Origin of the sequence: Dokdonella aquatica (assembly GCF_051987395.1) — a bacterium.
In the GTDB taxonomy this organism is placed as follows: domain Bacteria; phylum Pseudomonadota; class Gammaproteobacteria; order Xanthomonadales; family Rhodanobacteraceae; genus Dokdonella.
Map to the genome: position 1 here is coordinate 3,486,979 of NZ_CP197094.1, position 15,693 is coordinate 3,502,671.

General features: G+C 63.5%; 10 protein-coding genes. 9 read left to right on the forward strand and 1 reads right to left on the reverse strand.

Annotated elements, in window-relative coordinates:
• Nucleotides 1–168: 168 nt before the first annotated feature.
• Nucleotides 169–1,023: a bifunctional methylenetetrahydrofolate dehydrogenase/methenyltetrahydrofolate cyclohydrolase FolD gene (folD, locus tag ACQQ2N_RS15500; RefSeq protein ID WP_440222476.1), complete on the forward strand. Its 855-nt coding sequence runs from the start codon at nucleotides 169–171 to the stop codon at nucleotides 1,021–1,023.
• 158 nt (nucleotides 1,024–1,181) lie between these two features.
• On the opposite strand, the gene ACQQ2N_RS15505 is transcribed toward folD, so the two are convergent.
• Entirely contained in the window at nucleotides 1,182–2,969 is a 1,788-nt protein-coding gene (locus ACQQ2N_RS15505; RefSeq protein ID WP_440222477.1) for an LTA synthase family protein, read from the reverse strand.
• A gap of 90 nt (nucleotides 2,970–3,059) precedes the next feature.
• Between ACQQ2N_RS15505 and guaB the strand changes: the two genes are divergently transcribed.
• The 8 genes from guaB (at nucleotide 3,060) to ACQQ2N_RS15545 (ending at nucleotide 15,683) form a co-directional block, all read left to right on the forward strand.
• Nucleotides 3,060–4,514: an IMP dehydrogenase gene (gene guaB / locus ACQQ2N_RS15510; RefSeq protein ID WP_440222478.1), complete on the forward strand. Its 1,455-nt coding sequence runs from the start codon at nucleotides 3,060–3,062 to the stop codon at nucleotides 4,512–4,514.
• Between the two features lie 2 nt (nucleotides 4,515–4,516).
• The gene (locus ACQQ2N_RS15515; RefSeq protein ID WP_440222479.1) at nucleotides 4,517–5,125 is read left to right on the forward strand and encodes a hypothetical protein; all 609 of its coding nucleotides are present in this window, start codon (nucleotides 4,517–4,519) and stop codon (nucleotides 5,123–5,125) included.
• A 4-nt stretch (nucleotides 5,126–5,129) separates the two neighbouring features.
• Nucleotides 5,130–6,710 carry a glutamine-hydrolyzing GMP synthase gene (gene guaA / locus ACQQ2N_RS15520; RefSeq protein ID WP_440222480.1) on the forward strand — a complete coding sequence of 527 codons (1,581 nt, stop codon included), beginning with the start codon at nucleotides 5,130–5,132 and terminating at the stop codon, nucleotides 6,708–6,710.
• Between the two features lie 463 nt (nucleotides 6,711–7,173).
• Nucleotides 7,174–10,299, forward strand: coding sequence for an anti-phage-associated DUF499 domain-containing protein (locus tag ACQQ2N_RS15525; protein WP_440222481.1), 3,126 nt, complete (start codon nucleotides 7,174–7,176; stop codon nucleotides 10,297–10,299).
• Between the two features lie 2 nt (nucleotides 10,300–10,301).
• Complete coding sequence (locus tag ACQQ2N_RS15530) at nucleotides 10,302–10,928, forward strand: anti-phage-associated DUF3780 domain-containing protein (RefSeq protein WP_440222482.1); 627 nt, start codon at nucleotides 10,302–10,304, stop codon at nucleotides 10,926–10,928.
• Nucleotides 10,925–11,569 carry a type II toxin-antitoxin system toxin DNA ADP-ribosyl transferase DarT gene (gene darT, locus ACQQ2N_RS15535; RefSeq protein ID WP_440222483.1) on the forward strand — a complete coding sequence of 215 codons (645 nt, stop codon included), beginning with the start codon at nucleotides 10,925–10,927 and terminating at the stop codon, nucleotides 11,567–11,569. The genes ACQQ2N_RS15530 and darT overlap by 4 nt, the downstream gene beginning before the upstream one ends.
• A gap of 17 nt (nucleotides 11,570–11,586) precedes the next feature.
• Complete coding sequence (darG, locus tag ACQQ2N_RS15540; RefSeq protein ID WP_440222484.1) at nucleotides 11,587–12,645, forward strand: type II toxin-antitoxin system antitoxin DNA ADP-ribosyl glycohydrolase DarG; 1,059 nt, start codon at nucleotides 11,587–11,589, stop codon at nucleotides 12,643–12,645.
• 38 nt (nucleotides 12,646–12,683) lie between these two features.
• The gene (locus tag ACQQ2N_RS15545; protein WP_440222485.1) at nucleotides 12,684–15,683 is read left to right on the forward strand and encodes an anti-phage-associated DUF1156 domain-containing protein; all 3,000 of its coding nucleotides are present in this window, start codon (nucleotides 12,684–12,686) and stop codon (nucleotides 15,681–15,683) included.
• Nucleotides 15,684–15,693 lie beyond the last annotated feature (10 nt).

Genomic DNA, 15,693 nt, shown 5'->3' on the forward strand with positions numbered 1-15,693 from the left:
TCCCTTCACGACGATGCCTTGTTCGGAGGAAGTTCGAACTCGAGGGCGATCTGCCTCGCGGGAGAGGATTTCGGTCTCCCGCCACCGCGCCATCTCGTCGCACAGGGCACCCATCGTTTGAGAGGCCCGCGCCGCACATGGATAATGCGCGGCTGATCCGGAGGTCCGATGCCCGCACGCCTACTCGACGGCAAGCGCATTGCCGATGAACTGCTCGACCGCCTCGCCACGCGCGTCGAGGCCCGCGTCGCCGCGGGCAAGCCGAGGCCCGGGCTCGCCGTGATCCTCGTCGGCGACGAGCCTGCCTCGTCGGTGTACGTGCGCAACAAGCGTCGCGCCTGCACGCGGGTCGGCTTCCGATCCTTCGATTTCGACCTGCCGTCGACGACCACGGATGCCGAGCTGACCGCGCTCGTCGATCGCCTCAACGCCGATCCCGAGGTGCACGGCATCCTCGTGCAGCTGCCGCTGCCGGACCACGTCGACGCGCCCGCGATCATCAACCGCATCGATCCGCGCAAGGACGTCGACGGCTTCCAGGCCGAGAACGTCGGCCGCCTCGTGCTGCGCCAGCGTGGCCTGCGTCCGTGCACATCCAAGGGCGTCATGACGCTGCTCGCGCACACCGACCTGCCGGTGCGCGGCCGCCATGCGGTCGTCGTCGGCGTGTCCAACCACGTCGGCCGGCCGCTCATGCTCGAGCTGCTGCTCGCGGGCTGCACGACCACGGGCTGCCACAAGTTCACGCAGGATCTGCCGGGACACGTGCGCGCGGCCGACATCGTCGTCGTCGCAGCCGGTCGCCCGGGACTCGTGCGCGGCGAGTGGATCAAGCCCGGCGCGATCGTCATCGACGTCGGCATCAACCGTCTTGCCGACGGTCGTCTCGCCGGCGACGTCGAGTTCGAACCGGCCGCCGAGCGTGCGGCGTGGATCACGCCGGTGCCGGGCGGCGTCGGCCCGATGACGGTCGCCACCTTGATGGAGAACACCGTCGAGGCCGCGGAGACGTTCTTCGACTGATCAGGGCTTCGGCGGCGCGGCTTGCAGGCGCTTCATCGCGTCATCGCGTCATCGCGGTGCACGTCGATCCAGGCTACGGCGTCGTCGGCGTCCGGCGGCAGTGTACCCATCCATGTATCTCGTCGCCGTCGAGGCGATACCCGCGACCTCGCCCTCGATCAGGGCTTCGGCGGCATGGCTTGCAGACGCTTCATCGCGTCATCGCGGTGCACGTCGATCCATGCTGCGGCGTCTTCGGCATCCGGCGGCGGCGTGCCGATCCAGGTGCTCGAGTCGCCGTCGAGGCGATAACCCGCGACCTCGCCGTCGCCGTGGTAGACATCGACACGGTCGCGATCGTCGCCGCGCACGTGCACCACGTGGCGCGGCGGCTGCGGATCGGCGCGCAGGAAGCTGCCCGCGAACGCATCGCGGCAGCGCGTCTCGCCGAACAGCCACGCCAGCGACGGCACGATGTCGGCCTGCTGGAACGGCGCCTCGACCACCTTGGGCATGTCGACGGCACCGGCCACCACGAGCGGGACGCGTGCGAACGCACGCTCGCCGTGCGAGGCGTACTCGAACGCGGCCAGCGGCGTCATCGTGCGATGGTCACCGAGCACGAGCATCACGCCGTCGTCGAGGAAACCGCGCGCCTTGAGCGTGTCGTAGAGGCGGCCGATCTCGGCATCGACGTAGCGCATCGTCGACTCGGGGTCGATCGCGCCGCTGCGCGGATCGACGAAAGGTGGATGGCTCGTGACCGTCAGCAGTATCGCGACGAACGGCTGTGTCGCGTCGCGCGTGTCGAGCCAGCTCAGGAAACGGTCGTAGAACACGCGATCCTCGGCCGCGCCGAACTGCCAGCGGCGGTGACCTTCGTAGAACGCGTCGTCGGCGCCGTCGACCACGTCGAAACCGAGCCGCTTGAGCCAGTCGCCGATGCCGATGAAGCTCGTGTCGCCCGGGGTCAGGAACGCCGACTGGTGGCCGCTGCGGCGCGCGAGGTCGGGCAGGGTGCCGGTGTCGAGCACGTAATGGTCGAAGCGTGCGTCGCGCACGCCAGGCGGCGTGAATGGCACCTGCGCCGTGCCGATCGCGATCTCGCCGCCGCTCGTGGTGAAGCCGTTGGCGTAGAAGCGCGTGAAGTAGTGGTTGTCGCGCGCGATCGCGTCGAGGCGCGGCGTCCAGTCGGCGGGCCCGCCGAGCAGGCCGCTGTGCCAGGCCGACAGCGACTCGGCGAGCACGATCACCACGTTCGGCCGGCGCGGATGCGCGTTGCGCTCGCAGATCTGCGGCAGCGCCTCGAGGCGAGCGCGCTGGCGCGCCATGTGCGCGTCGCCGTAGGCACGCAGGCGGCCTTGCGGCAGGTTCGCCTCGACCACGTTGCCGGTCAGCCACGCGTGCACGTAGCGCACGGGCAGGGTGCGCGCATGCAGTGCGAACACGCCGGCGACGAGCGCGCCCGCGCCGAACACGAGGGCGAGGCGCGGCCGCCGCGGCGACGGCAGGCAAGCCAGCACGAGCACCAGGATCAGCGCTATCGCGACGGCCGCCTTCACGCGGCCCGCGGTGCCGGCGACGCTCGCGGTCACCACGCTCCAGTTCGCGCCTACATCGCCGCCGAGCTTGAGCACGTCGTCGAGCAGCAGGCGTTGCGAGAGCAGGTCGAACACGGCGAGATCGAGCGCGGTCACGGCCACCGTGAGCACGAGCAGCACGGCCGCCGCGACGCGCACGATCGCGCCGCGCGCTAGGCAGGCGACCAGCGCGAGCAGCGAGGCGAACGCGACCAGCCACGCATCCTGGCCCAGCGTCGGCACCGTGAAACAACCGTGGCAGCCCGTGTAGCCGCCGGCCATCGCCTCGACGAGGTGCGCGCGCGTCGCCGCGACCATGATCAGGGCCAGCCATGCGACGAACAGGGCAAGCCCTTGAAGCGGTTTGGGAAAACGTGTCGTCGGCATCAGGGGCGGGCGGCTGCGGCAGGTCGCGCCATGGCGCGAAGGGGGTGGAAACCGCTAAAATAGCGTACTGACCGCATCCCACGCCCGCCCATGCGTCTTCTCGCTGATGCCCTGACGTTCGACGACGTCTATCTCGTTCCCGGACACTCCACCGTCCTCCCGCGCGACGTCGACACCTCGACGCGCCTGACCCGCGACCTGCGCCTCAACGTGCCGATCATCTCGGCCGCGATGGACACGGTCACCGAAGCCCGCCTGGCCATCACGATGGCGCAATGCGGCGGCATCGGCATCATCCACAAGAACATGCCGTTCGAGCAGCAGGCCGCCGAAGTGCGCCTCGTCAAGAAGTTCGAGGCCGGCGTGATCCGTGATCCGCTCACGGTGCGCCCCGACACCTCGATCCGCGACGTCATGCGCATCACGCGCGAGCACGGCATCTCGGGCGTCCCGGTGGTCGACGGCAGCAACCTCGTCGGCATCGTGACCAGCCGCGACATGCGCTTCGAGAAGAAGCACGACGATCCGGTCAAGAACATCATGACGCGCAAGGAGCGCCTCGTGACGGTGCGCGAAGGCGCGGGCGAGGATGAAGTCCTCGCGCTGCTGCACAAGCACCGCATCGAGAAGGTGCTCGTCGTCAACGACGAGTTCGAGCTGCGCGGCCTGATCACCGTCAAGGACATCCAGAAGGCGCGCGACAACCCGCGCTCGGCCAAGGACGCCCGCGAGCGCCTGCGCGTCGGTGCCGCAGTCGGCGTCGGCGGCGACACCGAGCGCCGCGTCGAGGCCCTCATCGAGGCCGGCGTGGACGTGCTCATCGTCGACACCGCGCACGGCCATGCGCAGTCGGTCATCGACCGCGTGCGCTGGGTCAAGAAGACGTTCCCGAATACCCAGGTCATCGGCGGCAACATCGTCACCGGCGATGCCGCGCTCATGCTGCGCGATGCCGGCGCGGATGCGGTCAAGGTCGGCGTCGGCCCGGGCTCGATCTGCACCACGCGCATCGTCACCGGCGTCGGCGTGCCGCAGATCACCGCGATCGACCTCGTCGCCAACGCGCTCAAGGACGACATCCCGCTGATCGCCGACGGCGGCATCCGCTACTCGGGCGACGTCGCCAAGGCGATCGTCGCGGGCGCGTCCACCGTCATGCTCGGCAGCATGTTCGCCGGCACCGAGGAATCGCCTGGCGAAGTCGAGCTCTACCAGGGCCGCTCGTACAAGAGCTACCGCGGCATGGGCTCGCTCGGCGCGATGGAGAAGGGCTCCAGCGACCGCTACTTCCAGGACGCTTCCGATCCCGAGAAGCTCGTGCCCGAGGGCATCGAGGGCCGCGTGCCGTATCGCGGCTCGCTGCGCAACATCGTGCACCAGCTCGTCGGCGGCCTGCGCGCCTCGATGGGCTACTGCGGCTGCGGCACGATCGAGGAGATGCGCACGCGCCCGCAGTTCGTGAAGGTGACCGGCGCCGGCGTGCGCGAGGCGCACCCGCACGACATCGAGATCGTCAAGGAAGCCCCGAACTACCGCCTGAGCTGACCATGCCGCCACGCCGCCACGCCTTCGCGCTGCTCGCCGTGTTCGCGGCCGGCATCGCGCATGCGGGCGATGCGGAACCGCCGGCACGGCTGCAGGTGAAGATCGGCGACGCGCGCGCGGTCGTGGAGACCGGCAAGGTCGCCGAGGTGGTCGTCGACGGCAAGCCGCTCAAGGTGCTGATCGAGGAGCTGCCGACGCGCCGCTTCGACGCCGCCGGTTTGCGCTTCGACTATCCGCGCAACTTCTCGTGGGAACACGACGACGAGACCTGGACGCTCGACGGCAGCAACGCCGTCGTGATCATCACGCGCGGACTGCTCGGCGGCGACGCGATGGCCGCCGACGTGCTCGACGGCATCGAGGACGAGATCGGCGCCGGCACGCGCGCCAAGCGCGAGAAGGTCGTGCTCGAGACGCCGAAGGGCCGCATCGAAGGCGTCGCCGCGACCGTGCGCGTCGCCTCCACGGCGATCCGCAACGAGGCCTACGTGGTCGGCCCCGGCGTGCGCCCGGTCATCCTGCTGCTGCAGGACACCCTCGACGACGCCGGCCACCTCTCCACCGAATTCACCGACATGCGGCGCCGACTCGCCGCGACCCTGGAGTTCTGATCCCTTGGCCGACATCCACAGCGACAAGATCCTCATCCTCGATTTCGGTGCGCAGTACACCCAGCTCATCGCGCGGCGCGTGCGCGAGATCGGCGTGTACTGCGAGATCTGGGCGTGGGACCACGATCCGGCCGAGATCGCCGCCTACGGCGCCAAGGGCATCATCCTGTCGGGCGGCCCCGAATCGACCACCCAGCACGGCGCTCCGGCTGCGCCGCAGCAGGTGTTCGACGCGAACCTGCCGATCCTCGGCATCTGCTACGGCATGCAGACGCTCGCCGCGCAGCTCGGCGGCGCGACCGAAGCCGCCGACGCGCGCGAGTTCGGCCATGCCGAAGTGCAGCTCGTCGCGCACGATGCGCTGCTCGGCGGCCTCAGCGACCACCACGGCGAGCCGCGCCTGGACGTGTGGATGAGCCACGGCGACCACGTCGCCAAGGCGCCGCCGGGCTGGACCGTCACCGCCACGACCGACCGCATCCCGGTCGCCGCGATGGCCAACGAAGCCAAGCGCTGGTACGGCGTGCAGTTCCATCCCGAGGTCACGCACACCAAACAGGGCGAGGCGCTGCTGCGCCGCTTCGTCGCCGACATCTGCGGCTGCCGCACGCTGTGGACCGCCGCGCACATCATCGACGACCAGATCGAACGCGTGCGCGCGCTCGTCGGCAGCGACGAGGTGATCCTTGGTCTTTCGGGCGGCGTGGATTCCTCGGTAGTCGCAGCCCTGCTGCACAAGGCGATCGGCGAGCAGCTCACCTGCGTGTTCGTCGACACCGGCCTGCTGCGCTGGCAGGAAGGCGACCAGGTCATGGCGATGTTCGCCAACGAGGCCGAAAAAGGCGGCATGGGCATCAAGGTCGTGCGCGTCAACGCCGCCGAGCGTTACTTCAAGGCGCTCGAAGGCGTGGCCGATCCGGAAGCCAAGCGCAAGATCATCGGCAACCTTTTCGTCGAGATCTTCGAGGAAGAGTCCAACAAGCTCGCCAACGCCAAGTGGCTCGCGCAGGGCACGATCTACCCCGACGTGATCGAGTCGGCCGGCAGCAAGACCGGCAAGGCCCACGTCATCAAGAGCCACCATAACGTCGGCGGCTTGCCCGCGCACATGAAGCTCGGCCTCGTCGAGCCGCTGCGCGAACTGTTCAAGGACGAAGTGCGCCGCCTCGGCGTCGAACTCGGCCTGCCGCGCAGCATGGTCTACCGCCACCCGTTCCCGGGCCCCGGCCTCGGCGTGCGCATCCTCGGCGAAGTGAAGGCCGAATACGCCGACCTTCTCGCCAAGGCCGACGCGATCTTCATCGACGAGCTGCGCAAGGCCGACTGGTACGACAAGACCAGCCAGGCCTTCGCCGTGTTCCTGCCGGTGAAATCGGTCGGCGTCGTCGGCGACGCCCGCGCCTACGAATGGGTCATCGCACTGCGCGCCGTCGAGACCATCGACTTCATGACCGCGCACTGGGCCCACCTCCCGTACGACCTCCTCGGCACCGTCTCCAACCGCATCATCAACGAACTCCGCGGCGTCTCGCGCGTGGTGTACGACATCAGCGGGAAGCCGCCGGCTACGATTGAGTGGGAGTGAGGGGGAGCGTAGCGGTATGGCGAAGCGAGGCGCAGATCGCTAGCAAGCAGTCAAGAAGTTCAGGCTACGGAGAGGGGGTCTATAGCATTTGTCCTGCTGTGTCCCATGTATCTACTTCATGAGTCCAGCGGCGTAGAGTGCCGCGGACGAACGGCCAAATCCTCAGTCTTGGCGCAAAGTGCATGTATCGGCGACCGGTAGAGGATGAAGCACCGCATTGTGGGGCGTCGTCGATGGGTGAATCAGCGACTTCCTTCCCCGCGCAAGTTTTGGTGCATGACCGCGTGCAGCTACGCTGACCTTTGAACTTATCCGAACCTGCGTTGGGCGTGCGCAGTACAGCGAACGACGAGCGTTGATCCATCGCGAACGGGTTCAAGGGTTGGTCTTGGGGCCAGTGCGAGTAGCACGATGTCGCGATCCCCAAGCATAAGAGTGCCGAGAACAACAACGGAGCGTGTTCATGATCAGAACGGTCAAGCAAGCCTGCCGGTTCAATCCCATCATCCGCGACTACCGGATGAGCCAAGGGATAGAGAACCTCGCAGACCTCATCAATGACGCGGGCGACGGCAGCGAGTTCTTCTCGCGCAACTTCGTCACCCACGGCATGGATCAGCTTTTTCGCGAAGGTCTGCTGCGTCTCTCCGGCAAGTCAGATCAGGCGGTGTTTGAACTGACCCAGGCGATGGGTGGCGGTAAAACGCACATGATGATCGCGCTGGGTCTACTGGCACGGCACGCACATCTGCGCAAAGACGTTCTGCCTGCCGATTTGGCTTCACGCGTCGATTTTGGGCAAGCGCGCATTGCTGCGTTCAACGGCCGCAATAACCCCGACAACTTCATCTGGGGCGAAATCGCCACCCAGCTCGGGGCTGCAGAAGCCATCAAGCCGTATTGGGCAAACGGTCCGAAGGCCGTCGACCAGCGCCAGTGGAAGGAAATCATCGGTGACAAGCCGACGCTGATCCTGCTCGACGAACTGCCGCCCTATCTGGACAACGCCAGCACTCAAGTGTTCGGCCAGGGCACACTGGCCAACATGGCGGTCTACAGCCTCTCCAGCCTGATGAGCGCTGCGCTAGAGCTGCCCAACTGCGCCATCGTGGTCGCCAACCTCTCGGGCAGCTACAAGGCCCAGACCAAGGCGCTGTCCGACGCCATCTCCAACCTCCAGCAGGAAACCCGTCGTCAGGCGATGACTATCACGCCGGTGCAATTGGCGGGCAACGAGATCTACGAGATCCTCAAGAAGCGCCTCATCGACGAACTGCCGGACAAACGTGTCATCTCCGATATCGCCGAGGAGTACGCGCAGCAGATCAAGAAGGCCGAAGATGGTGGCTACATCGTAGCCAGCAGCATCGAGCAGATCGCCGAGCAGGTGCGGGAAACCTATCCCTTTCATCCCTCCTTCAAGCACCTCGTCGCGCTGTTCAAAGAGAACGAAGGCTTCCGCCAGACCCGTGGTTTGATGCAGTTCACCGCGCGCCTGCTCAAGAGCGTGGACGAGCGAGAGACAGACGACGTCTTCCTGGTCGGTACACAGCACCTCGACTTGAACGATGAGCAGGTTAAGGATGAGATCGAGCGTATTGCGCCCAAGTTGATGCCAGCTGTGACGCGCGACATCGCCGATGCAGGCAACGCCATCGCTGAGCACATCGACGTCGAGTTGGCCGGGGATGCCGCGCAGCAGCTCATGACCTTGTTGCTGTCATCCAGCCTGTCGCGCGCCGTCGGTGGACGCATTGGTCTGTCGGAGAGCGAGCTGATCGAGTTCCTGGCCGCTCCGCAGCGCAAGCCCGACGAGTTCCTGCAAGCTTTGCAGCGCCTGCGCGAATCGGCGTGGTATCTCCACCGTGAAGAGCAGCGCTTCTTCATCAAGGAAACCGAGAACCTGTCGCGCCAGATTGAGCGCAACGCCAAAGACGTTCCTCAACCCAAGGTCGATCAGGCGCTCATCAATCGCCTCACGGGCATCCTCGTTCCGGTCAGCAAGATCGCCTATCAAGACGTGCAGGTGCTGCCAAAACTTGGCGAGCTCAGGCTCGGTGGCCCCCGCACTCTGGTCGTCATCAAGCCCGACGGCAAAGTGCCGCCCAATGAATTGCAGAACTTCTTCGACTACCAGCAGGAGAAGAACAACTTGCTGGTGCTGAGTGGGCAGGACAGCATGCTGGCCGATGCAGTCGAGGAGCGACTGCGCGAGCTGTACGCCATCGAGCAAATCCACAAGCGCCTCAAGTCGGGCGACACCTTGTTCGAGGAAGCCCGCGACCGCTTTGAGGAATCGGAAGACCGCTTCGGCAAAGCGCTGTCCGCCGCCTACAACTGCCTCTACATTCCCATAAACGATGCAGTGGACGGCAGCAACAAGCTGGGCAAAGTCAGCATTGACCAAGGGCTCAAGCTCGGTCAAGGCGATCAGTCCGCCGAAACACAGATCGAAAAATTGCTGGCCAGTCCGCGCGCCGACTACAAGCTTGTGGCCGAGTTGGGCAAGGACAACTTCGACGAATGCTTCGCGCAGGCCGAGGAGTACCTGTGGCCGTCCGCCAAGGACAACCGCCGCACCCCTTGGAAGGATGTCGCCACGCGCGCCAAGTGCTCGCCGATCTGGCCGTGGATGCCGGGTGCCGGTGGCCTCGACACCCTCAAGACCGAAGCTCTGAAACAGGGCCGCTGGCGCTTGGGCGAGGATGGCTACATCGAGAAGGGCCCGTTCCCCAAGGACAAGGCCACCGTCAACGTCTCCGTCATCAACGTCAAGCCGGACACTGGCGAAACAGTGCTCAGCCTCACGCCGCGCCACGCGGGCGACAGCCCCATCGTCTATTGGTCGAACAAGCCCGACGTTTCCGACAAGGACACCAAGGTTGATGACCTGGACAACTTCGCCACCGGCGAGGGCACGGTCTACTTCATGGTGAAGGAACCCACCGGGCGCTACGAAAGCGGCCCAGCTACTCGCTGGCTCGCCGACCTCAAAATTCGCCATCAGATCGAGCCTGCGGCGGACAAGCGCCGCGTCACCTTGGCGGCTACACCGCACGCCGACATCTTCTATACCTTGGACGGCTCCAACCCCAAGGACGGCACCCGCTACGACGTGCCGTTCGAGATCGGTTCCGCCAGCTGTCGCCTGCTGGTGTTTGCCCGCGCGGGCGAGGCCAACAAAACAGCGGACTTCCAGATCCCCGCCGGCGGCGACAAGACCGTTCAGATCGTCGACAGCAAGCCTGCGCGCCTGCAAAGCAAGCGCGTTGCGCTCGACACCACCGGCCGAGTCTTCAGCGTCATTAACCGCTTCCGCGATCAGTCGGGCACGCGCTTCAAAGGCGTGCGCGTCGAGATTGGTGAAGCTGAGAATACCGTGACCGTGCGCTTTCAGGAGCGCGAAGTCACCGCCGCCATCATCGAAGGCGTGGTCAACAGCCTGCGTGACGTACTCAAGGAGCCCGACGCGCCGCTCAACATTGCCATTGCCGACGGCATCGCCTTCGACAGCGGCTTTGCACTCAAAGAATTCGCCAAGCTCGCCGGGATCGAGCTGAAGCCGGGCGACATCAATCAGGAGGAATGAGGATGGCTAAAGCCGCAGGCAACACACCATCGCCCAAGGTGCGTGCGCAAGTGCTGCACACTCTGGGTTTTGGCGTGCCTGCGACTTCTGATCCGCATCACTTCAAAGTCATCATTCCCAAGGCCAGCGCAGGTAAGGTTCAGATCAGTGAACACCTCGGCTTGCAAGCTGCAAGCAACGACAGCGCGGTGATCGACCGCGTTCTGCTGGATCGCCCGCGCTGGACCGCCATCCGCGCCGAGGTGCAACGTGCCTTCAACGCCCGTCTGGCCGCGCATGGCATCAAGCCCGGCGCGTGGAAGGTCGGCGACAACCCTGTGGATCGCTTGCTCGGCAAGGAATTGTGCGTACTGGCTTGGGCCGTCGAGCAGATGGAGATGGAAAAGATTCCAGTCGCCGTGCGCAACTGGTTGGCGCTGCGCCCGGAAGAGCGCTGGTGGCTGTTTGGCATGACAGCGATGAGCACCGGCGGCGTGATGGACGCGGGCAAGGGTTGGCGCGCGGCGCTCAAGCACGCCTTGGGTGATGTTGCGCAGAGCGAACTACTGGCACCTCGTGCGCGACGTGGCAAGTCTGAGCAAGGCGCTCTCCAGACCTCATTGGGCCTGTTCGGGGATGATGCTCCATGAACGCCGTGCCCCCGCAGCCCAAGATCTACCACATCGCCCACGTGGATCGTCTGCCGTCCATTGTGGCATCAGGTGGCCTCTTGTCGGACGCAGTGGTGCAAGCGCAGGCGCTGGGTGGAACGATGATTGGCATGAGCCACATCAAGCAGCGCCGATTGACCGAGCTTCAGCTAGCCAGTCATCCTGGCCTGTTCGTCGGTGCCTGCGTGCCGTTTTACTTCTGCCCGCGATCCGTGATGCTGTATTTGATCCACCGCCGCAACGCAGAACTGGCCTATCAAGGTGGACAAGCGTCCATCATCCACTTGCAGGCAGATTTAGGCGCAGTGGTGGCTTGGGCCAACGCACAACCTGCTCGCTGGGCATTTACGCTATCCAACGCCGGATCGACTTACTTTGAAGACCGGAATGATCTCGCATGTCTTGGTGAAATCAACTGGACGGCGGTGCAGGCAACCAACTGGAGTGGCGGCCTGAAGGAAGGCAAACAAGCCGAGTTCCTTGTGGAGCAGCGCTTCCCCTGGCATTTGATCGAACGCATCGGTGTTCAATCGGCATTCGTTTACAACCAAGTCGCTAACGCCCTCCCAGCGCAAGGACACCGGCCCACGGTCGAAGTCCTGCCTGGCTGGTACTACTGAATGAGAGGAGCACAGTCATGATCGAGTACACCTCGGGCGACATCCTCCAATGTGAGGCAGACGCACTGGTCAACACCGTCAATTGTGTCGGTGTAATGGGGCGTGGCATCGCCTTGCAATTCAAGAACGTCTACCCCGAAAACTTCAAGACTTACGAGGCCGCCTGCAAACGCAAAGCTGTGCAGCCTGGTCGCATGTTCGTTTTTGAGACGGGTCAGCTCACGTTGCCGCGATTCATCATCAACTTCCCGACCAAGCGCCACTGGCGCGGCAAGAGCCGTATTGAAGACATCGATGCGGGCCTTGTCGATCTGGTCAATGTCATCCGCAACAAGGGCATCCGCTCCATCGCCATACCGCCGCTGGGCGCAGGCTTGGGCGGGCTGGACTGGAACGAGGTGCGACCACGCATCGAGCGCGCACTGACAGAGCTTCCCGAAGTACGCGTGCTGGTGTTTGAGCCCAAGGGAGCCCCTGCCAACGACAAGATGGCACACGTGCGCGAGGTACCCAAGATGACGGCGGGTCGCGCCGCCTTGGTGGAACTGATGCAGCGCTATCTTGGCGGCCTGCTTGACCCCTTTGTCACCCTGCTGGAAGTCCACAAGCTGATGTACTTCATGCAGGAAGCAGGCGAGCCGCTGCGTCTCCAGTACGTCAAGCATCACTACGGCCCTTACGCCGAGAACCTTCGGCATGTACTGAAGGCGGTGGAAGGTCATTTGATCGCGGGTTACGCCGACGGCGGCGATGCGCCGGACAAGCCGCTAACGTTGGTGCCCGGTGCGGTGGAAGACGCCAAGGATTATCTGGATCAACACGACATCAGTCGCGCCCGTTTCGAGCGCGTAACCAAGCTGGTCGAGGGCTTCGAGTCACCTTACGGGCTAGAACTCCTCGCCACAGTGCATTGGGTGATGAGCCGCGAGGGTGCCACACAGCACGAGAGCGTAGAACGTCAGGTCTATGGCTGGAATGCACGCAAGCAGCAGTTCACCCCACGCCAGCTTGCCATTGCCGAAGAGCGGCTGCGCTCCCACGGCTGGCTGTCACCTGACGTGGCTTCGGCCCATTGAGGATTCATAAGGGAATGCAAAAAACAACAATCACTCTTATGCCCTTGGCCCTGAAAGATGCGCCCGCGCTGATCGAGACAGTTTTCCCTGCTCAGAAAGTGTCGTTCGAGGCACAGAAGGAGCGCAAAGCAGGACCGGGCCAGACACTGACTGCGCTTGGGTCATTCTGGAAAGGTCGCAAACCGCTGATATTGGTGCGCGCCATCGTGCTGGCCAGCCTTCTGCCGCCGACCAATGACGCGAAAGCAGACCTCGCCATTTTTGAAAAGCTCATGGCTTTCGACGATGAGGGCTTGGCACGCCGCGCGCTGGTCGGCAACGCTGTGTCGCCTGCCGAGATTGCGGCGCGCATTCAGCTCGACGAACCCTGGGATTATTTCAAAGCAACGATCAAGCGTGGCGATGTCACCGGTGGTGATATTCGCTGGATGCGTTTCCCGATGGACGTAGATGCCGAAGGCATCTCGTTGCGGTGGCAGCGCAGCTTGAGTGACGACGACAAGCTGGTGATCTATCGCAAATTGATTGCCACCTACGCCAGCTATGAGGAGAAGGCCAGTCTGGGCAAGCGTCCGGAAGAGCTGGATCAGGAGTGGCTGTATGCCCCGGTTTGGGCAGAGGTCAATCGTCACTACGCCCATTTGGGTGTGAATGTGAAATCCCTTTCCGAACTCGTGGAGCAACTGGGCATCCTGCGTTATGGCCATCGTCCACGCGTAGGCGACACCTTCTCAGGTGGCGGCTCCATCCCGTTCGAGGCCGCGCGCATGGGCTGCGACGTCTATGCCTCAGACCTCAACCCCATCGCCTGCATGTTGACGTGGGGGGCGTTGAACATCATCGGCGCTTCACCCAAGCGACAGACAGAAATAGAAAAACTTCAGCGTGAGGTGGCCAAGGCAGTAGACAAAGAAATCACCGATCTTGGCTTCGAACATGACGAACAAGGCAATCGGATAAAGGCCTACCTTTACTGCCTTGAAGCAAGGTGCCCGGAAACAGGCTGGCTTGTTCCTTTAGCGCCAAGCTGGGTTGTCTCACCACGGCAAAGGGTTGTTGCCAAGCTCGTGCCGAATTCTGAGCTTAAGCGGTTCGATATTGAATTGGAGCTTGGCGTTTCCGCGTCTGCACTTGAGGCTGCGCAGAAAGGAACTGTTTCCGACGGCGATATGGTCTATGAGCTTGATGGCAAAACCTACCGCACTTCAATCAAAACCCTACGTGGTGATTATCGCAAGGAAGATGGCAGCACCGGCAACCGTCTGCGTCTTTGGGAAAAGAGTGATTTCAAACCGCGCCCAGACGACATATTTCAGGAGCGCTTGTACGCGATCCAGTGGATCACCAAGGACACACTTTACGCGGGAAGGCAGGATACATACTTCGCTGCACCTACCAAAGCTGACATCGAGCACGAACGGGCAGTTGAAAAGCTCCTCGCTGAAAGGCTGAATCGCTGGCAGAACGAAGGCTTGGTGCCGGACATGGCCATCGAGCCGGGTGACAAGACCGACGAGCCGATCCGAACGCGTGGCTGGACACACTGGCATCACATGTTTTCGCCGAGAGATCTTCTTAAGTTGGCTTTGCTGAGAAAACATATCGGCGAGCCCGAATTGGTTCCGGAACTCTGCGGGACGCTTGATTTCTGCTCAAAACTATCGCGCTGGATTGTGAGGTATTCATCTGGTGGCGGCAGCGATTTTACGTCTAACGTATTCTCAAATCAGGCGTTAAACACCCTCTACAACTGGGCAAACAGGTCTTTCTTTGATCACATCTTTGTGCAGAACTATAAAAATGCGCCCGTGCGTACAAACGCATCTGTGGTTTGCGCACCTAGCCGTGAACTAACCCAAGAACAAGATATTTTCATTACTGACCCACCATATGCCGACGCAGTGAACTATGAGGAAATTACCGAGTTCTTCATCGCCTGGCTGCGCAAAAATCCACCCAAGCCCTTCGACGATTGGGTGTGGGATTCGCGTCGTGCACTGGCGGTCAAAGGCTCCGGCGAAGACTTTAGGCGAGGCATGGTCGCCGCCTACAAGGCAATGGCCGAGCACATGCCCGACAACGGTATGCAATGCGTAATGTTTACCCATCAGGACACCACCGTCTGGGGCGACTTGATCGGCATCTTCTGGGCGGCTGGTCTGCAGGTGGTGGCGGCTTGGTATATCGCCACCGAAACCACCTCCGAGCTCAAAAAAGGTGGCTACGTCCAGGGCACCGTCACCCTGATGCTCAAGAAGCGCGCCCCAGGCGAGCGCACCGGTTTCAAGCAGCGCCTGCTGCCCGCTGTGCGACAGGAAGTGGCGCGGCAGATCGACACCATGATGCACCTCAACAAAACCGTGGCCGACCACCACGGCGAGCCGGTATGGGGCGACTCCGACTTGCAGATGGCAGGCTACGCCGCCGCGCTCAAGGTGCTGACCGCCTACACCCGCATCGGCGACGAGGACGTCACCACCTTCGCCCTGCGCCCGCGTGCGCGTGGTGAAGTTACGGTGGTGGACGAAATCGTCCAGCAGGCAGCGGAAACCGCATCCAGCCTGCTCGTTCCCGAAGATCTCACCGCCGACGCCTGGGGCCGGCTCACTGGCATCGAGCGATTTGTACTGCGGATGATGGACATGGAAACCGCAGGCGCGGGCAAACTGGACAACTACCAGAACTTCGCCAAGGCCTTCCGCGTAACGGACTACACACGTGTGATGGGCTACATGCGACCCAACAACGCACGCCTCAAGCGCGTCAGCGAATACGCTTCACGCGATCTGACAGATGCCACCGAGATCGGCGTGACGCGGTTAGGTCAGCTCATCATCGCCTTGCAACAACTGCTCAAGGACACCGAGGCGCAAGTCATCGTCGAACAACTGCGATCCGAGATGGCTGACTTCCTGGAGGCCCGATCCCTGCTGGTGGACATGCTGGCTTTCATCGAGCGCAAAGCACCCGAATCTGAGGTGCGCTCGGCCGCCGAGGTATTGGGTGCGCGTCTCAAGAATCTGCGCTTCGGCGACTGAGGTCTTGGGC